Source organism: Microbacterium sp. SWDP-B6 (assembly GCF_059803615.1).
The window spans coordinates 25901-44145 of sequence record NZ_JAPFGV010000017.1 but is presented as its reverse complement, the minus strand read 5'-3'; the positions used below and the strand labels follow the sequence as shown (position 1 = coordinate 44145).

At 66.0% G+C, this 18245-nt stretch carries 14 protein-coding genes and 1 tRNA gene; 5 read left to right on the top strand and 10 right to left on the bottom strand.

The window, feature by feature from the left end:
• Positions 1–9: 9 nt before the first annotated feature.
• Together OPU70_RS16545 and OPU70_RS16540 are read right to left on the bottom strand one after the other, a co-directional pair.
• Positions 10–501, bottom strand: coding sequence for an FBP domain-containing protein (locus OPU70_RS16545; RefSeq protein ID WP_079112358.1), 492 nt, complete (start codon positions 499–501; stop codon positions 10–12).
• A gap of 178 nt (positions 502–679) precedes the next feature.
• On the bottom strand, positions 680–1387 hold the full coding sequence (locus OPU70_RS16540) for a FadR/GntR family transcriptional regulator (RefSeq protein WP_042539105.1): 708 nt from the start codon (positions 1385–1387) through the stop codon (positions 680–682).
• Between the two features lie 137 nt (positions 1388–1524).
• On the opposite strand from OPU70_RS16540, the gene OPU70_RS16535 reads away from it, so the two are divergent.
• From OPU70_RS16535 to OPU70_RS16525, 3 genes are all read left to right on the top strand, one after another.
• Positions 1525–2934: a GntP family permease gene (locus OPU70_RS16535; RefSeq protein WP_153302143.1), complete on the top strand. Its 1410-nt coding sequence runs from the start codon at positions 1525–1527 to the stop codon at positions 2932–2934.
• Between the two features lie 10 nt (positions 2935–2944).
• A complete protein-coding gene (locus tag OPU70_RS16530) occupies positions 2945–3460 on the top strand; it encodes a gluconokinase (RefSeq protein WP_042539440.1) in 516 nt (171 codons plus the stop codon).
• A 223-nt stretch (positions 3461–3683) separates the two neighbouring features.
• Positions 3684–3980, top strand: coding sequence for a hypothetical protein (locus tag OPU70_RS16525; protein ID WP_455904354.1), 297 nt, complete (start codon positions 3684–3686; stop codon positions 3978–3980).
• Between the two features lie 102 nt (positions 3981–4082).
• Here the strand turns inward: OPU70_RS16525 and OPU70_RS16520 are convergent, their stop codons facing one another.
• The 4 genes from OPU70_RS16520 to OPU70_RS16505 form a co-directional block, all read right to left on the bottom strand.
• Entirely contained in the window at positions 4083–4556 is a 474-nt protein-coding gene (locus tag OPU70_RS16520) for a heme-binding protein (protein ID WP_498558279.1), read from the bottom strand.
• 126 nt (positions 4557–4682) lie between these two features.
• A complete protein-coding gene (locus tag OPU70_RS16515; protein ID WP_498558278.1) occupies positions 4683–5546 on the bottom strand; it encodes an FHA domain-containing protein in 864 nt (287 codons plus the stop codon).
• A gap of 15 nt (positions 5547–5561) precedes the next feature.
• Positions 5562–5828, bottom strand: coding sequence for a hypothetical protein (locus tag OPU70_RS16510; protein WP_079112354.1), 267 nt, complete (start codon positions 5826–5828; stop codon positions 5562–5564).
• Between the two features lie 94 nt (positions 5829–5922).
• Positions 5923–6420 carry a MarR family winged helix-turn-helix transcriptional regulator gene (locus OPU70_RS16505; RefSeq protein WP_498558277.1) on the bottom strand — a complete coding sequence of 166 codons (498 nt, stop codon included), beginning with the start codon at positions 6418–6420 and terminating at the stop codon, positions 5923–5925.
• Between the two features lie 79 nt (positions 6421–6499).
• Between OPU70_RS16505 and OPU70_RS16500 the strand changes: the two genes are divergently transcribed.
• On the top strand, positions 6500–8617 hold the full coding sequence (locus OPU70_RS16500) for an MMPL family transporter (RefSeq protein ID WP_042539093.1): 2118 nt from the start codon (positions 6500–6502) through the stop codon (positions 8615–8617).
• Positions 8618–8757: 140 nt separating this feature from the next.
• Here OPU70_RS16500 and OPU70_RS16495 read toward each other — a convergent pair.
• Positions 8758–8842, bottom strand: a tRNA-Tyr gene (locus OPU70_RS16495).
• 86 nt (positions 8843–8928) lie between these two features.
• On the bottom strand, positions 8929–9858 hold the full coding sequence (locus OPU70_RS16490) for a PfkB family carbohydrate kinase (protein WP_498558276.1): 930 nt from the start codon (positions 9856–9858) through the stop codon (positions 8929–8931).
• 85 nt (positions 9859–9943) lie between these two features.
• Between OPU70_RS16490 and OPU70_RS16485 the strand changes: the two genes are divergently transcribed.
• On the top strand, positions 9944–10534 hold the full coding sequence (locus OPU70_RS16485) for a hypothetical protein (RefSeq protein WP_498558275.1): 591 nt from the start codon (positions 9944–9946) through the stop codon (positions 10532–10534).
• 124 nt (positions 10535–10658) lie between these two features.
• Here OPU70_RS16485 and rpoC read toward each other — a convergent pair whose 3' ends face one another.
• Both rpoC and rpoB read right to left on the bottom strand, forming a co-directional pair.
• The gene (gene rpoC, locus OPU70_RS16480; protein WP_042539086.1) at positions 10659–14534 is read right to left on the bottom strand and encodes a DNA-directed RNA polymerase subunit beta'; all 3876 of its coding nucleotides are present in this window, start codon (positions 14532–14534) and stop codon (positions 10659–10661) included.
• Between the two features lie 85 nt (positions 14535–14619).
• Positions 14620–18123, bottom strand: a complete 3504-nt coding sequence (rpoB, locus tag OPU70_RS16475) for a DNA-directed RNA polymerase subunit beta (protein WP_042539084.1) — start codon at positions 18121–18123, stop codon at positions 14620–14622.
• Positions 18124–18245: the final 122 nt, after the last annotated feature.

Genomic DNA, 18245 nt, shown 5'->3' with positions numbered 1-18245 from the left:
TAACCGCGATCAGCGCTCGTCCCGCACCCGCTTGGTGAAAGCCTCCATACGCCGTCGAGTGCCGTCGAGGCGCATGTCCACCTGTCCGGGTGCCAGCACCTCGCTGGGGGCGAGGGGGTGTGCGAGCCTCACGTTCTCGTGGCACGAGAGATCAGCGCAGATGTAGGTTCCCACTGAATCTCCGCGCATCCCGGCCTCGCCGGCTCGCCGGGCCGAGAAGAGCGCGACCTGGTTTCCGGGCTGCATCGTGTGGCAGATGTTGCACATGCCCGAACGCCCGCGGCCGGGGTCGGAGACTCGGAGGACGACTCCGAAGATCTCCCCGTCGTGCTGGGTGAGGACGTAGCCGCGGCGCCCAGCGCTCGGATCGCGCCATGCGAAGAAGTCGAGGTAGTCCCAGTCGATCAGCACCAGATCGAGGGGCATCTCCATGACCCTCAGCTCGTCCGCATCCGCGTTGACGAAGGACGCACGGATGTCTGCCTCGGTGAGCGCTCGCATCCGACCAGTCTATGAACCCCTCAGCCGCCTGCGTCCGCACATCGCCATCACGAGACCCCTGCAGCGGCCGGGGTGAGTGCTCGGGCAGGCGCGCGCTGCGTGCGCCCCCCCTTATGATCCTGACTCTCAGGCGGTCTTCAACTCCCCGCCTCCCGAGACACCGACGCAGCCGGTCGGACTACTCAGCGGCGCGCTGCATGGCCTCGTCAGCTTCCGAGACGATGTTGCGCATGGCGACAGCCGCCGCATCCGCGTCGCCGCTCGCCACTGCGAACGCGACATCGCGATGCCACTGCACCGCGTTCTGGTCGGCCACGTGAGGCATGAGGGAATGAGCGGTGCGCCCGCGGAGGACCGCCTCCACCGTGCCGCCGAGCGCGGCGAGCATCCCGTTGCCCGAGGCCTCGAGGAGGAGCCTGTGGAATCGGATGTCGGCTGTCAGATAGCGCTCGCGATCGGCCTCGTGGTCTTCTTGCCCCATCGCGACGACGAGCGACACGAGGTCGACCTTCTGCTCGGAGGTGGCCGTGCCTGCAGCGAGCCCGGCAGCGAGTGGCTCGATGACGGAGCGCAGCTGGCTGAGCTCGCGCAGCTGTTCGTCGCGGCCCGGTCCCGCGAGGCGCCACGCGATCACCTCAGGGGCATAGACGTTCCAATCGGCGCGAGGCCGCACCTCGACTCCCGACTTGCGACGCACCCAGACCAGGCCGAAGGACTCGAGGACCCGCACTGCTTCCCGCGCCGCGGAGCGTGAGACGCCTCTTTCGCTGGCGAGCTCGACTGTGAGCATGCGCGAGCCCGGGGGGTGCTCACCATCGACGATCGCGCGACCGAGCTCGGCGACGAGCGAGTCGTGGACGGGGCTTGCGGGGCCGGCGACGGTCATATGTCGAGTATGCCCGTCGCGGCTGCGTGACGTGGGACGTCTCACACGATTGTTTCGTTTATGTTGCGCATGACGTGGTATGCGTGCTTATTATGTACGGCATAAGGTCGTAAACCACGCCCGGATCAAGGAAGCTCATGGCACTCTTCGCCCCCGTCGCCGACGCGCTCATGATGGCAGCCGCCGACACCGCAGCCCCCGACCGCCCCGCCGGTCAGCTGATCACCGCCGCCGTGCTGGGGATCGCGATCATCATCGTCCTCATCACCTGGGTGAAGCTGCATCCCTTCCTGTCGCTCACCATCGGCGCGCTCGCCACAGGTGCGATCGCCGGCATGGACATCGCCGCGTCCGTCACCAGCTTCTCGACGGGCTTCGGCACCACCATGGGCGGAGTCGGCATCCTGATCGCACTCGGCGCGATCTACGGAAAGCTCCTCGCCGATTCCGGCGGCGCCGACCGCATCGTCGACACGCTCGTCAGCCGCGCCAGCGCGCGTTCGCTGCCCTGGGTCATGGGACTCATCGGCGCCGTCATCGGCCTTCCGATGTTCTTCGAGGTCGGCCTCGTGCTCCTCGTGCCGGTCATCATCCTCGTCGCACGCCGCTCCGGTGCGCCGCTCATGCGCATCGCGATCCCGACGCTTGCGGGCCTCTCCGCCATGCACGGCCTCGTGCCGCCGCACCCCGGTCCTCTCGCGGCGATCGACGCGCTCGGTGCCAACCTCGGCCTCACCCTCGCCTTCGGTGTGATCGTGGCGATCCCGGCCGTGATCATCTCGGGCCCCCTGTTCGCACGCTTCGCGGAGCGCTGGGTCGATGTGCCGGTGCCCGAGCTGTTCGTCACCGAAGAGGACGAAGGACAAGAGCAGCGTCGGCGCCCGTCGTTCGGAGCCACGCTCTTCAGCATCCTGCTGCCCGTGTTCCTCATGCTCGCCAAGGCTGTCGCCGACATCTCGGCCTCGGGGTCGGATGCCCCCTGGAAGCTCGCTCTCGACTTCCTCGGCACGCCGGTCATCGCACTGCTCATCGCCGTGCTCGCCGGCTTCTTCATCCTCGGACGCGGCGCCGGCTTCGACCGCACGAAGATCAACGACATCGTGGGGTCGTCGCTCGGCCCGATCGCCGGCATCCTGCTGATCGTCGGCGCTGGTGGCGGGTTCAAGCAGGTGCTGGTCGACACCGGCATCGGCAACGTGATCGCCGAGTTCGTCTCCGGGTCTTCGGTCTCGGTGCTGATCCTCGCCTGGCTGGTGGCCGTGGTCATCCGTATCGCCACCGGGTCGGCGACCGTCGCGACGATCACCGCCGCCGGCATCCTGCAGCCGCTCACCGAGACCCTCGACTCGCCCATGGTCGCGCTGCTCGTGCTCGCGATCGGCTCGGGATCGGTGTTCCTGTCGCACGTCAACGACGCGGGCTTCTGGCTCATCAAGGAGTACTTCGGCCTCAGCATCCCGCAGACTCTGAAGTCGTGGACGGTGCTCGAATGCCTCATCTCGGTCACCGGTCTGGCCGGGGTCCTCGTCCTGAGCCTCTTCGTCTGAGCGCGCCATGATGTCCGTCAACGCACCCGTCCTCGTCTTCATGGGCGTCGCCAGCACCGGCAAATCGACCGTCGCCGCCATGCTCGCCGGACGCCTCGGCTGGGCCTTCGAAGAAGGCGACGATCTGCACCCCGAGGCGAACGTCGCCAAGATGGCCGCTGGCCATGCGCTCGACGACGACGACCGCTGGCCGTGGCTCGACCTCATCGCCGAATGGATCGACGAGCGCATCGAGGCCGGCGAGCCCGGCATCGTCACCTGCTCGGCCCTGAAGCGCAGCTACCGCGACGTCCTGCGCCGAGACGCGGTCACGTTCGTGCACTTCGCGGGCGAGCGCGAGCTGATCCTCGATCGGATGCTGCGCAGGGAAGGCCACTTCATGCCGACGACCCTTCTCGACTCGCAGTTCGCCACCCTGGAGCCGCTGGAAGACGACGAGAGGGCGATCGAGATCGACATCGCTCTGACGCCCGCCGAGCAGGCCGCACAGATCGCCTCGCGGCTACGCCTGCACCCCGACTACTGAGACGATCCCTCGGGTCGCGACACTCAGAGTCATGGGGAACTCGATCCGGCACGCGGTAGGAGCACTGCTTTTGGCGCTGTTGCTCAGCGCCGGGCTGGCGGGATGTTCACCGCAGACCGCCGGAGATCCGAGTCAGCACGGTACGAGCAGTGACGCACCAGGCGCCGAGACCGGGGCGAACGCTCCCTCAGCTTCCTCGCGCGCGTGCGAGGAGTCGGTGATCATGCTGACGGTCGACTCCCCGTCGCCGCGGGCGGGACAGACCGTCACCGTATCCGTCGATCCTGCCGGGTGCAGCATCGACGAGCAGTGGGCGGGAGAACTGATCGTTCGCACTTCCGGTGGTGACACGACGACCGGCTCACGCCTCGAGATCGGAGCGGCCTCCGTCTCGGTCGATCTGCCACCCGATCTCACGGGGCCAGCGCTGCTGATGCTCGAGCCCGATCAGGACTGCGAGCAGGCAGGTGCGCCCGGCGACTGCCACTATCCATACGTCGAGGTCCAGATCGGCCCCTGACCACGGGCGGAATGGACCCAGTCGTCATCGGGCGTTCGCGCATCGACGACGTTGGGCAGCCCTCACTGCGTCACCCGACTCGCCCGTCACCCGACCCGCCTGTCACCCGACGAGCAGTCCCAGCGCCGTGATCCCCTCGACGACGAGGTCGTGATCATCCGCTGAGGGAAGCCCCGACACCGTCGCGACGGCGACGACGCCCACCCCTTCGACACGGACGGGCACAGAGCCGCCGGCGACGGTATACGTGTCGGGGTCGAGCCATCCCGGCTCGAACATGTCGCGCCCGCCGCTGGCGACGCGTGCTTCGAGCAGCGCAGTGCTGGTCTCGAACCTCAGGGCAGTCGCTGCCTTCTTCTGCACCCAGGCGTCGTTGTCAGCCGTCGCGCCAGGCAGCGACGCGTGGAACAGGACGCCCGACGCAGTGCGCACATCGACCGCGACGGGAGCTCCCTGAGCCAGCGCGCGCTCGGCTATGGAGCGCCCGAGTCGCCACGCGTCCGCTCGGTCGAATCGCCGCACGACCAGTTCGACATGCTCCTTCTCCAGCTGTGCGAGCCTCGTCTGGTCAGTCATCAGCAGCGCCTCTTTCGTAGATGGTTCGCCTGAGACTGTAGCGGCCGCACAACGCTGCTCACGACGCGCGCGCCGCATCCTCAGCACCCCAACACGATGCGGCTCCCGTCCGATGGACGGAATCGGTCAGCCGAGCTGGCCCGATCCGTACGGACGCACCGGTTGCTGCTTCTGGAACTCGTACTCGCCTCCCTGGCGTCCACCGAAGGGACGCCCATGGTCGGCGAACTCCTCGCGGTAGTACGCCAGGCGCCATGGCCCTATCTCGATGCGAGATCCGGTGCGCAGGATCCTGGCGTTCTCCGTGCTGTGCGGCAGATTCGGTCGGCCGCCGCCGGTCGCCGCATACGAGTAGAGGACGTACTCGTCGTCCTCATTGTGACGGACTTCGGCGTGGCGGGCTTCGAGTCCCTCCAACCGGAGGTCGGCGTCCGGTCCGGAACCGATGACGGTGCGCCCCGGGAGCAGGTCGAATTCACGCGGCCTGCTGGAGTTCCAGTCGCCTGATCCGACCGCGAAGATCAACCGCGGACGACCGGAGCCGGGAATGTAATGGGTCGTCGTGACTCGCCGCCGAACTCTCCGGGCGACTGTGGGGACGAGGGGGAACGGCGTCGACGGAGGAACGGGAAGCCGGAAGCCGCTGCCGCGTTCCCGATGCTGCGCCTCCGACAGGAGCGTCGAGAGATGCCCCAGTTTGATGTGCGAGGATCCGGCGATCGCCCGGCCCATAGGCCCCGATTTCACATCCCCGAACTGAACGAGAGTCCCCCGCGGCCCTTCCACACGCACACGGATTCCGCGTCGCGCGAGCCCATCGGCGAGCGGCACGAGCTGAGTCAGGTCTCGACGGCTCATGCTTCCGAGTCCAGGGGTGGATTCAAGGGAGACGACGACCTCCTGACCCTCAGCCCTGACGCTGAACCGTGTCGGAGGGCCGCCGTCGGGGCTGGCCTGCTCGACCTGCAGGTCGATATCGAGGCGAATCATCGGAGGAGCTCGCGCTCAGACCGAGCCCGCGCCACCGGACGCGCTGTCGCTGGTCGTCACCCGGAGCGTGCCGTTGAACTTCCAGGTCGCCCGCGGCGCATCAGGCCCGATATCCCGAGGCACTTCGACGGTCATGTCCTCGAACGTGTAGTTGACGGCGGCTCCTCGACCGGTGAGGTAGGCCCACATCTCCCGCCCGAGGTCTGTCCAATCGGTGATCGAGGCACCGGTCGGCCCCGACGCCGAGTCGAACAGCTCTGTCGGTTCATTCGGATCGCTCATGGCGTGCTCCTTTGCTAAAACCATGTCCTGTGGATCAGATTATGCGCCTGCCGTTCCGAGGTGTCCAGGGATTTCTGAACACTGTCTAGAAATCTCAGCGTGGAGCCGACGGATCGGCGCCGGCGTGTGCGCGCAGTGACTCAGTGACCCGTCGGAGATACCTGGTGATCACGTCCTGTTCCTGTGGCGTAAAGGAGTCCAGCTCCGCGTCGACACCCATGATCATGGGGATCAGGCGACCCATCGCTTTGTCGCGCGACTCGGGGCGGGGAGCGACGAGGATGCCGCGACGATCGTTCGGCCGAGGCTCTCGAGACACATGCCCGAGCGCGACGAGTCGATCGACGGACGTGGTGGTCGCTCCCGCAGAGAGCCCCACTCTCCGAGCGAGCTCGGTCGGAGCGAGCGGCCCGCTCATGATCAGGTGCTCCATGACCTGGAGGTCGGTGGGATTGACGCCCAGCTCGTCGGCGAGGGAGGACTCGAACAGCTCGCTGAGTTCGATAAAGTCCCGCAGCAGCGCCGTCGCCGGTCGGGCAGGCGCGAACGCCGCTCTCTCGGCCTCCGGTGATGGACCCTCACTCACTTGCATGACCTCCACGATATCGCTACTCTCTTTCGATAGTCATATAATTCGACTATCGAACTACTATCCAAGGTGGGGAATTCTCGTGAGTGCTCTGACCCGATTCCTGACGTCCGCCAAGACGTCGTGGATCATCCTCGTCGTGACCGCCGTCGCAGCCGCCGCGCTCTTCGCGCTCGCGGGGAGCGAGGAGTCCGAAACCGCCCCTTCCGTGGGGCTCCCCTCGTCGGCGGAATCGGTCAAGGTCGATGAGCTTCTGGAGGAGTTCACGAGCGCGGAGGCGACCTCTGCGCTCGTCGTGTTCGCCGCCGAAGATGGCGAGCTGGACGCTGACACCCTCGCTCTGATCAATGAGAAGGCCTTCGGCGATCTGGCGGATCTCTCACGCGACGGTGCCGTCCCACCCGCGCAGATCTCAGATGACGGAACGGTCGCACTGGTGATCGTGCCCCTCGAGCCGGAGCCCGACGTCGCCGCACAGTCCGACCGCGCACAGGAGATCCGCGACATCTCCGCCGCAGACCTCGATGGGGTACGCGTCTATCTGACCGGCGCAGAGGGTTTCGAAGTCGACATCGCCGCTGTCTTCGACGGAGCGGACTTCACCCTGCTGCTCACCACCGTCATCGTCGTCGCGGTGCTTCTTCTGATCACCTACCGGAGCCCCTGGCTGTGGATCGTCCCACTGGTCGTCATCGGGCTGGCAGACGCCCTCGCCGGGATCGTCGCGCGACAGGTGGCTGGCGCTGTAGGAATCCAGCTCGACGCGTCGATCACCGGCATCCTGTCGGTGCTCGTCTTCGGCGCGGGAACGAACTACGCACTCCTGCTCATCGCCCGATACCGGGATGAACTGCGGTTGCACGAGGATCGCAGGGAAGCCATGCAACAGGCTCTTCGCGGAGCGGGTCCCGCAATCATCGCCAGCGGATCGACCGTCGCACTCGCGCTCCTCACTCTGCTTCTCGCCGAGATCGCCGGCAACCGCGCACTGGGGCTGGCGTGCGCCGTGGGGATCCTCGTCGCCATGTTCTTCGCTCTCTTCGTGCTCCCCGCAGCCCTGGTGCTGTTCGGTCGAGGTCTGTTCTGGCCCTACATCCCCCGGTTCAACTCGCCCGACGCCATCTCGCGCAGCGTCTGGGGCAAGCTCGGCCGCGGAGTGTCCAAGCGGCCGGTCCTGGTGGCATCCGTCGGCTTCGTGGCGCTCGGAGCCATGGCCAGCGGCCTGCTGTTCGTGCAGACCGGGCTGTCGCAGAATGACCGTTTCCTGCAGAAGCCCGAGGCGGTGCAGGGTCAGGAGCTTCTCGCAGTGGCGTTCTCGGCGGGAACCACCTCCCCCGCGATCGTCGTCGTTCCTCTCGATGATGCGGACGCAGCCGCCGCTGCCCTCGGAGATCTCGACGGCGTCGATTCGGCGACCATGGGAGAGACGACGGATGAGCTGGCGCGGATCGATGTCACCCTCGATGCCAGCGCCGAGACCGAGGCGGCGTTCGCGACAGTCGAGCGCATGCGCGACGCCCTCGACGACGTCGGATCCGGCGAGGGCCTCGTCGGCGGCCTCGACTCTCAGGCGCTCGATGTCGCCGATGCGCAGGCTCGCGACCAGGCGCTCCTCATCCCGCTCATCCTTGCGCTGGTCTTCGTCGTCCTCGTCCTTCTCCTTCGTGCATTCGTCGCCCCGTTGCTGCTCCTGATCGCCGTCGTCGCCAGCTTCTTCTCGGCCATCGGGCTGAGCTGGTGGCTCTTCCAGTCACCGCTCTTCGAGTTCCCCGCCATCGACACGAACGTGCTGCTGTTCAGTTTCCTGTTCCTCGTCGCTCTCGGCGTCGACTACAGCATCTTCCTCGTCACGCGAGCGAAGGAGGAGGCCGCGCACCTCGGGACCACGCAGGGAATGATTCGAGCTCTCGCCGCGACGGGCGCCGTGATCACCAGCGCCGGCATCCTGCTCGCCGCGGTGTTCGCCGTGCTCGGAGTCCTGCCACTCATCACGCTGACGCAGATCGGCATCATCGTCTGCATCGGCGTGCTGATCGATACTCTTCTCGTGCGAACCGTCATCGTCCCGGCGCTCGCCTTCATCACCAAAGACAGCTTCTGGTGGCCGCGCCGTCCGCCGCTTTCCGATGCCGAGGCCACTCGGAACGGTGCCGACGCACTCTCCGCCGAGCAGAGGCCTGACGTCGTGAGCGTCGGCTAGGACGGCAGATCCTCGCCGCGACCGGGCAGCGGAAGAAGACTCCGCGAGAACAGAGACGAGAAACGCCCCCGCGGTGCGGGGGCGTTTCTCATCGTGTGCGAACTGTTCAGCGTCGACCTCGCATGGCCGAGGAACTTCTCTGGTGGCGAGTGAGGGATTCGAACCCCCGAATGCTGAGCAGTCTGATTTACAGTCAGATCCCTTTGGCCGCTTGGGTAACTCGCCAGAGCGCACCCGTCCGACTTCGACAGCCAACCGGGGGCACGATAGATAATCATACCTGCCGAGGGCAGGCGTGAGAAATCGAGCGCTCAGCTCCCGAAGACGCCCTGGTCGGGGTCGGCCAGGGACTCCGGAGTCCGCAGCAGACCGCCCTCGGCGCGGCAGGTCGCGGCAGCCACATCCATGGCTCGAACGAGCAGCTGCCGCCACCCGTCAGCGTCGGACGGCGTGCCGTTCGCCAATCCCGCCGCCACAGCGGCGAGGGTCGCATCGCCTGCTCCGACGGTGTCGACGACGCGTCCTGGCAGCGTCGAGATGGGCGCCGTCACGATGCCGGCATCCGACTCGAGCGCCGCGCCATCAGCACCCGCGGTCGCGAGGACCGCGCTGACGCCGAGGGCGCGCAGCCGTGCCCGGAGGGCGTCGAGATCGCCGTCGTAGAGAAGCGACGCATCATCGGCGCCGACCTTGACGATCGATGCCCCGGCAGCCGCGCGCTCGAAGCCCCGCACGAACTCGGCACGATCACTCAACATCCCCGAACGCGGGTTCGGGTCGACAGCGAGTCGAGCATCACCGACGGCGTCGAGCAGCGCATCGACCTCAGCAGGCACGTCGAAGGGGAAGCAGCTGACAGCCACGAGACCCGAGTCGGCGATCGCCTGGACGGCTTCGCCCGAGTACCGGATGCTGCGCCTCTGCGCCGCCTCGTTGAAGACGTAGACGGGCTCGCCGTCCGACGCACGCTGCACGATCGCACGAGACGAGCCCAGCGGCGCCTCGCTCGCGATCAGCCGCACGTCGTGATCCTCGAGGTACTCGCGGATGTGCGCACCCGCTTCGTCCTCTCCGACCATCGCGATCAGCGTCGTCGGCACGCCCAGCCGGCGAAGGCCGACGGCGACGTTCAGCGCTGCGCCGCCGACCAGCTCTCGCACTCCACCGCCGTCGTGGATCTCGTCGATCAGTGCGTCTCCGACGACGACTGCACCGGGTGCTCGGGAGGATTCATCACTCATTCTGCCGACACTACCGCGAGAGCGGCTTCTGGGCCCGCTTGCGCGGCTTCCCTGCACCGCATCCCATCAGCGCTACGGTGAGCGCATGAACCCTCGAATCGCCGCCGGAGCTGCGGCTCTCCTGCTCGTGACGCTGCTCACCGGCTGCGGTTCCACCGGCTCAGGATCCGCCGGCCCGAGCGAATCCGGGGAGCCGCCGTCGAGTTCTTCGCCCGATGGATCGGCAAGTCCGTCGCCCTCCCCCACTCCGACCGAGACGCCGATCGCTCTGCCCTCCGATTGTCGCGCCATCCTGTCGGACGACGTGCTCGCCCAGCTCGACGGCATCCCGCTCAACGATGCGGCCTTCGGACCCTCCGGAGTGGGCGACGACGGCACGCTGACCTGCATCTGGGCGGACCCGAAGGCCGACACCACCCGTCTCGTCACGACGATCTCTCTGATGAACCGCGGCCCGGCCCTCGACATGCTGAACGCTCTCGTCGCCGACGAGGGCTTCACGTGCTTCACGCCGGACGGCGGCACCCGCTGCGAGAAGACCTGGCCGAACACGCAGTACCCGGTCACCGACGGGCGCACCCTGTTCTGGCGTGACGACGTGCTGATCGACTCCGAATACTCCAACCTGGCCCCCGAGGGCTACACCTCGAGCATCGTGGCGCACCTCTTCGACTGACGGCATCCGGACACGAAGAAGGCCCCGGGCGAATCGCCCGGGGCCTTCTCACTCACTCAGTACGTCAGTTTTTCGACTCGCTCGCGCTACGCGCGTGCTCGCTCAATCTTGACCCGCAAGCGGGTCAATTGTACGTACCCGGCGTGATGTCGTCCGTCGAGAACGCGTCGAAGTCGACGTAGCCGAAGTCGCCGTCAGCGTACGCGCCGTCGGATGCGAAGATCCGGTTCGGGTAGCGCTCGCTCTTGGCTTCCTCGGTGGCCTCGACCGTGACGTCGCGGTACTTCGAGAGACCGGTTCCGGCGGGGATGAGCTTACCGATGATGACGTTCTCCTTGAGGCCGACCAGCGGGTCGCGCTTGCCCTGCATCGCAGCCTCGGTGAGCACGCGGGTCGTCTCCTGGAAGGAGGCGGCCGACAGCCACGACTCCGTCGCGAGCGACGCCTTCGTGATACCCATCAGCTCCGAACGGCCGGACGCCGGGCGCTTGCCCTCTGCCACAGCCTCGCGGTTGATCGCCTGGTAGCGCTTGAGGTCGACCATCTCACCCGGAAGCAGGGTCGTGTCGGCGTGATCGACGACGGTGACCTTGCGGAGCATCTGACGGACGATGACCTCGATGTGCTTGTCGTGGATCGGCACACCCTGCGAGCGGTACACGCCCTGGACGCCACCGACGAGGTAACGCTGCACCTCGCGGGCACCCATGACACGCATGACCTCCTTGGGGTCGAGCGTTCCGACCAGGAGCGGCTGACCGACGCTGACGTGCTGACCGTCCTCGACCAGAAGCGTCGCACGCTTCAGAACCGGGTAGATCACTTCCTCGTCACCGTTGTCGGGCGTCAGGATGAGCCTCTTGGCCTTGTCCGTCTCGTCGATAGTGATGCGACCGTCGGCCTCTGCGATCGGCGACGCAGCCTTGGGGGTACGCGCCTCGAAGAGCTCCTGCACGCGGGGCAGACCCTGCGTGATGTCATCGGCCGAAGCCGAACCACCGGTGTGGAAGGTACGCATCGTCAGCTGGGTACCGGGCTCACCGATCGACTGGGCCGCGATGATGCCGACGGCCTCTCCGATGTCGACGGTCTTACCCGTCGCGAGCGAACGGCCGTAGCACTGCGCGCAGACACCGACAGCGGAGTCACACGTGAGAACCGAGCGCACCTTGATGCTCTCGACGCCCAGCGCGACCAGCTTGTCGATGAGAACGTCACCCACGTCATCGCCGGCAGAAGCGAGAACCTCGCCCTTGCTGTCGACCACATCGGAGGCCAGCGTACGAGCGAACACCGAGTTCTCGACGTTCGCGTCGCGCACCAGCTCGCCCTGCGAGTTCGGAGCGGCGATCGGGAGCTCAAGGCCCTTCGACGTGCCGCAGTCCTCTTCGCGGATGATGACGTCCTGCGAGACATCCACCAGACGACGGGTCAGGTAACCCGAGTCGGCGGTACGCAGAGCGGTGTCGGCCAGACCCTTACGGGTACCGTGCGTCGCGATGAAGTACTCCGCAACCGACAGACCCTCGCGGTACGAGGAGATGATCGGACGCGGGATGATCTCACCCTTGGGGTTGTTCACCAGACCACGCATACCGGCGATGTTCCGGATCTGCAGCCAGTTACCACGAGCACCGGACGACACCATGCGGTTGATGGTGTTGTCCTCGGGGAAGTTCGCCCGCATCGCGGCCTGAACCTCGTCCGTCGCCTCGGTCCAGATCTTGATGAGCTCCTGGCGACGCTCGGTGTCGGTCGTCAGGCCCTTCTCGTACTGGGACTGGACCTTCGCGGCCTGCTTCTCGTAGCCGGCGACGATCTCCGCCTTGTTCGGAGGCGTCAGGATGTCGCTCAGAGCGACGGTCACACCGGAGCGAGTCGCCCAGTAGAAACCGGCGTCCTTGATGCGGTCCAGCGACGCAGCCGTCTCGACCTTGGGGTACTCCTCGGCCAGCTTGTTGACGATCTGCGACAGCTTGTTCTTGTCAGCCTGCTCGCGGACGAACGGGTATCCCTTGGGAAGCGTGTCGTTGAAGATCGCCTGACCGAGCGATGCGTCGACGAGACCGTGACGCTCGTAGCCCTCGGGAGCTTCGCCCTCGAGGAACGTCAGACCCGGGATGCGGATGCGGACCTTGGCCTGCAGGTCGAGGGTTCCCTCGTCCTTGGCCAGGATCGCCTCGCCCACCGAACCGAATGCACGGCCCTCACCGGCTGCGCCCGCCTTGACCGTGGTCAGGTGGTGCAGGCCGATGATCATGTCCTGCGAAGGCAGGGTGACCGGGCGGCCGTCGGACGGCTTCAGGATGTTGTTCGACGCGAGCATCAGCACGCGGGCCTCGGCCTGAGCCTCGACCGACAGCGGCAGGTGGACAGCCATCTGGTCACCGTCGAAGTCGGCGTTGAACGCCGCGCAGACGAGCGGGTGCAGCTGGATGGCCTTGCCCTCGACGAGCTGAGGCTCGAAGGCCTGGATGCCCAGACGGTGCAGGGTGGGTGCACGGTTGAGCAGCACCGGACGCTCGCGGATAATCTCCTCGAGCACGTCCCAGACCTCGGGACGGGTGCGCTCGACAGCGCGCTTGGCTGCCTTGATGTTCTGCGAGTGACCGAGGTCGATCAGGCGCTTGATCACGAACGGCTTGAAGAGCTCCAGAGCCATCTGCTTGGGCAGACCGCACTGGTGCAGCTTGAGCTGCGGTCCGACGATGATGACCGAACGGCCGGAGTAGTCGACACGCTTTCCGAGCAGGTTCTGACGGAAGCGACCCTGCTTGCCCTTCAGCATGTCGCTGAGGGACTTCAGGGCGCGGTTGCCGGTTCCGGTGACGGGACGACCACGGCGACCGTTGTCGAACAGTGCGTCGACGGCCTCCTGCAGCATCCGCTTCTCGTTGTTGACGATGATCTCGGGGGCACCGAGGTCGATCAGACGACGAAGACGGTTGTTGCGGTTGATCACACGACGGTAGAGGTCGTTGAGGTCGGAGGTCGCGAAGCGGCCACCGTCGAGCTGCACCATCGGGCGCAGCTCCGGCGGGATCACCGGAACGACATCCAGCACCATGGCGGCCGGGCTCATGCCGGTCTCCAGGAACGAGTTGACGACCTTCAGACGCTTGATCGCGCGGATCTTGCGCTGGCCCTTGCCCTCGGAGATCTGCAGGTGCAGGCTCTCCGCCTCGGCTGCCAGGTCGAACGCCGCGAGGCGACGCTGGATCGACTCGGCGCCCATGTAGGCCTCGAAGTACTGACCGAAACGGTCCTGCAGCTCGTGGAAGACGTCGTCCTCGGGACGCAGTGCGCCGACCTCGAGGGTGCGGAAGTCTTCCCACACGCGCTCGAGCTTGGCGATCGCCTCGTCGGCACCCTTGCGGATGAGCGACATCTCCTTCTCGGCGGCGTCCTTGACCTTCTTCTTCGCGTCGGCCTTGGCGCCCTCCGCCTCGAGGGAAGCGAGCTCCTCCTCCAGGCGTGCCAGACGCTCGGCGATCTTCGCGTCGCGACGGTCTCCGAGCGTCTTCAGCTCGAGACGGATGTTGTTCTCCTGCGTGCCCAGGTCGCGGTGACGAGCATCCTCGTCGACCGAGATGACCATGTAGGCGGCGAAGTAGATGACCTTCTCGAGGTCCTTCGGCGCCATGTCGAGCAGGTAGCCCAGACGCGAGGGAACACCCTTGAAGTACCAGATGTGGGTGACGGGAGCGGCGAGCTCGATGTGACCCATGCGCTCACGACGGACCGAGGACTTGGTGACCTCGACGCCGCAGCGCTCGCAGACGATGCCCTTGAAGCGGACACGCTTGTACTTTCCGCAGGCGCACTCCCAGTCGCGGGACGGGCCGAAGATCTGCTCTCCGAAGAGACCGTCCTTCTCCGGCTTCAGGGTGCGGTAGTTGATGGTTTCAGGCTTCTTGACCTCGCCGTAGGACCAGGCGCGGATGTGGTCCGCGGTGGCCAGGCCGATGCGAAGCTCATCGAAAGTGTTTGACTCGAGCACAAATTCTCCTGTGTAGGAATTCTTCTGAAGAAATCGGGGAGGTGGGCCGCCGACCGGACATGCTGCTCAGTCGGCGGCCTGAACCTTAGATCTCGTCGATCGAGGCGGCCTCGAAGCGGCTGGAGATGTTGATGCCGAGCTCCTCCGCAGCGCGGAAGGCCTCGTCGTCGGTGTCACGCAGGTTGACGAGCGTGCCGTCTGCCGAGAGGACCTCGACGTTCAGGCAGAGCGACTGCATCTCCTTCATGAGCACCTTGAAGGACTCGGGGATGCCGGGCTCCTGGATGTTCTCGCCCTTGACGATGGCCTCGTACACCTTGACGCGGCCGAGGATGTCGTCGGACTTGATCGTGAGGAGCTCCTGGAGCGCGTATGCGGCACCGTAGGCCTCGAGGGCCCACACCTCCATCTCACCGAATCGCTGGCCACCGAACTGCGCCTTACCACCGAGCGGCTGCTGGGTGATCATCGAGTACGGACCAGTCGAACGCGCGTGGATCTTGTCGTCGACCAGGTGGTGGAGCTTCAGGATGTACATGTAGCCCACCGAGATCGGCGCCGGGAACGGCTCGCCGGAGCGCCCGTCGAACATCTGGGCCTTTCCGGTGGAGTCGATCAGGCGCACGCCGTCACGGGTCGGGATGGTCGAGTCGAGGAGACCTGCGATCTCCTCCTCGCTCGCACCGTCGAACACCGGGGTGGCGACCTTGGTGCCGGGTGCGGCCTCGAAGGCGTCCTTCGGGAGCTTCGTAGCCCACTCCGGGTTTCCTTCGACCTTCCAGCCCTGCTTCGCGATCCACCCGAGGTGGGTCTCGAGCACCTGACCGAAGTTCATTCGACCCGGGATGCCCAGCGGGTTCAGCACGATGTCGACGGGGGTTCCGTCCGCGAGGAACGGCATGTCCTCGATCGGGAGGATCTTCGCGATGACACCCTTGTTGCCGTGACGACCGGCGAGCTTGTCACCCTCGGTGATCTTGCGCTTCTGGGCGATGTAGACCACGACTCGGCGGTTGACACCGGAGCCGAGCTCGTCGTCGCCGTCCTCGGCGTTGAACTCCTTGACGGCGATGATCGTGCCCTGCTCACCGTGGGGCACCTTCAGAGAGGTGTCACGGACCTCGCGGCTCTTCTCGTTGAAGATCGCGCGGAGCAGACGCTCTTCCGCCGACAGCTCGGTCTCGCCCTTCGGCGTGACCTTGCCGACGAGGATGTCGCCGGGGCGGACCTCGGCGCCGATGCGGATGATGCCGCGCTCGTCGAGATCCTTCAGCAGCTCAGGGCTGACGTTGGGGAGATCACGGGTGATCTCCTCCTTGCCGAGCTTCGTGTCGCGGGCGTCGACCTCGTATTCCTCGATGTGGATCGAGGAGAGGGTGTCGTCCTTCACGAGGTCCTGGCTGAGGATGATCGCATCCTCGAAGTTGTAGCCTTCCCACGTCATGAACGCGACGAGGAGGTTCTTTCCGAGGGCCAGCTCGCCGTTCTCGGTGGCGGGGCCATCAGCGATGACCTCTCCGACCTCGACGCGGTCGCCCTCGTTGACGACGACCTTCTGGTTGTACGACGTTCCCTGGTTGGAGCGGTCGAACTTGCGCAGGTGGTAATCCTGCGTTCCACCCTCGTCGAGCATGACGGTGACGCGGTCTGCGGAGACCTCGGTGACGACACCCGGCTTCTCAGCCGTGAGCACGTCGCCGGCGTCGATGGCGGTGTAGCCCTCCATACCGGTTCCGACGAGCGGCGAGTCGCTGCGCAGCAGCGGCACAGCCTGACGCTGCATGTTGGCGCCCATGAGCGCGCGCTGCGCATCGTCGTGCTCGAGGAACGGCACGAGCGAGGTCGCGACCGACACCATCTGGCGAGGCGAGACATCGATGTAGCCGATGTCCTCCGGGAGGAACATGTCGACCTCGCCGCTGCCGCCCTTGGGGCGGGCCAGGACGTGGCTCTCGATGAAGCGACCGTTCTTGTCGAGCGGGGCGTTGGCCTGCGCGATGTTGAAGTCGACCTCTTCGGAAGCCGTCAGGTAGTCGATCTCCTCGGTGACGACGCCCCCGGTGACCTTGCGGTACGGGGTCTCGATGAAGCCGAACGAGTTGATGCGCGCGAAGGTCGCGAGAGCACCGATCAGACCGATGTTCGGGCCTTCAGGGGTCTCGATGGGGCACATGCGGCCGTAGTGCGACGGGTGGACGTCACGGACCTCGACACCTGCGCGGTCACGGCTCAGACCACCGGGGCCGAGAGCCGAGAGGCGGCGCTTGTTGGTCAGACCCGCGAGCGGGTTGTTCTGGTCCATGAACTGCGAGAGCTGCGAGGTTCCGAAGAACTCCTTGATCGCTGCGACGACGGGGCGCACGTTGATCAGGGTCTGCGGCGTGATCGCCTCGATGTCCTGCGTGGTCATGCGCTCGCGGACGACGCGCTCCATGCGGGAGAGACCGGTGCGGACCTGGTTCTGGATCAGCTCGCCGACCGCGCGGATGCGACGGTTGCCGAAGTTGTCGATGTCGTCGGTCGCGATGCGGATGTCGGCCTTCTTGCCCGAGCGGATGCCGGGGAAGGTCTCTTCCGTGCCTGCGTGCAGACGCACGAGGTACTTGATCGTCGCGACGATGTCCTGAACCGTGAGGACCGAGTCGGTCAGCGGTGCGTCGAGACCGAGCTTGTGGTTGATCTTGTAACGACCCACCTTCGCCAGGTCATAGCGCTTCGGGTTGAAGTAGAAGTTGTCGAGAAGCGCACGCGCGGCCTCGGCAGCGACCTGCTCGCCCGGACGCAGCTTGCGGTAGATGTCGCGGAGCGCATCTTCCTTCGTGACGATGGTGTCTTTCGCGAGCGTCTCCTCGATCGAGGTGTAGCCGGCGAACTCCGTGAGGATCTCCTCGCTGGTCATGCCCAGCGCCTTGAGGAACACGGTGACCGACTGCTTGCGCTTGCGGTCGACGCGGACGCCGACCTGGTCGCGCTTGTCGATCTCGAACTCGAGCCATGCACCACGGCTCGGGATGACGCGCGCCGACACGATGTCCTTGTCGGACGTCTTGTCGGGGGTCTTGTCGAAGTAGACACCCGGGGAGCGCACGAGCTGCGAGACGACGACGCGCTCGGAGCCGTTGATGATGAACGTGCCCTTGTCGGTCTGGAGCGGGAAGTCGCCCATGAAGACCGTCTGGGTCTTGATCTCGCCCGTGAGGTGGTTCATGAACTCGGCCTCGACGTACAGCGGAGCGGCGTAGGTCTTGCCACGCTCCTTGCACTCCTCGATCGAGTACTTCTCCGGCTCGAGGTACGGGTTCGTGAACGACAGCTGCATCGTTTCGCCGAGGTCCTCGATCGGGGAGATCTCCTCGAAGATCTCGCCGAGGCCGCTGTTCTCGTTCACGTCTGTGCGGCCGGCCTTCTTGGCCTCTGCGACACGAGCCTTCCAGGCGTCGTTGCCGACGAGCCAGCCGAAGGATTCGGTCTGCAGAGCGAGAAGGTCAGGGACCGTCAGCGTGTCGGAGATCTTGGCGAACGAAAGACGGGATGCTCCGCGTCCGTTCTTAGTGGTGGTGGTGGTGGATGCGTTGCGAGCAGCAGCCAAGGGAATAACCTCCGTGAGCCCCGCAGGGCTTCTCGATTCCTTTGTCGTCAGGTGAGTGTGCGCCCGGATGCTCAACGAAATGCCGACCACCATATGAGGGCAGGGAGAAGCGAGCGCAACTA

Coding starts and splice junctions, on each gene's coding strand:
- OPU70_RS16545 (WP_079112358.1), bottom strand. CDS start 501: ATGCGAGCGCTCACCGAGGCAGACATCCGTGCGTCCTTCGTCAACGCG.
- OPU70_RS16540 (WP_042539105.1), bottom strand. CDS start 1,387: ATGACCGTCGCCGGCCCCGCAAGCCCCGTCCACGACTCGCTCGTCGCC.
- OPU70_RS16535 (WP_153302143.1), top strand. CDS start 1,525: ATGGCACTCTTCGCCCCCGTCGCCGACGCGCTCATGATGGCAGCCGCC.
- OPU70_RS16530 (WP_042539440.1), top strand. CDS start 2,945: ATGTCCGTCAACGCACCCGTCCTCGTCTTCATGGGCGTCGCCAGCACC.
- OPU70_RS16525 (WP_455904354.1), top strand. CDS start 3,684: ATGCTGACGGTCGACTCCCCGTCGCCGCGGGCGGGACAGACCGTCACC.
- OPU70_RS16520 (WP_498558279.1), bottom strand. CDS start 4,556: ATGACTGACCAGACGAGGCTCGCACAGCTGGAGAAGGAGCATGTCGAA.
- OPU70_RS16515 (WP_498558278.1), bottom strand. CDS start 5,546: ATGATTCGCCTCGATATCGACCTGCAGGTCGAGCAGGCCAGCCCCGAC.
- OPU70_RS16510 (WP_079112354.1), bottom strand. CDS start 5,828: ATGAGCGATCCGAATGAACCGACAGAGCTGTTCGACTCGGCGTCGGGG.
- OPU70_RS16505 (WP_498558277.1), bottom strand. CDS start 6,420: ATGCAAGTGAGTGAGGGTCCATCACCGGAGGCCGAGAGAGCGGCGTTC.
- OPU70_RS16490 (WP_498558276.1), bottom strand. CDS start 9,858: ATGAGTGATGAATCCTCCCGAGCACCCGGTGCAGTCGTCGTCGGAGAC.
- OPU70_RS16485 (WP_498558275.1), top strand. CDS start 9,944: ATGAACCCTCGAATCGCCGCCGGAGCTGCGGCTCTCCTGCTCGTGACG.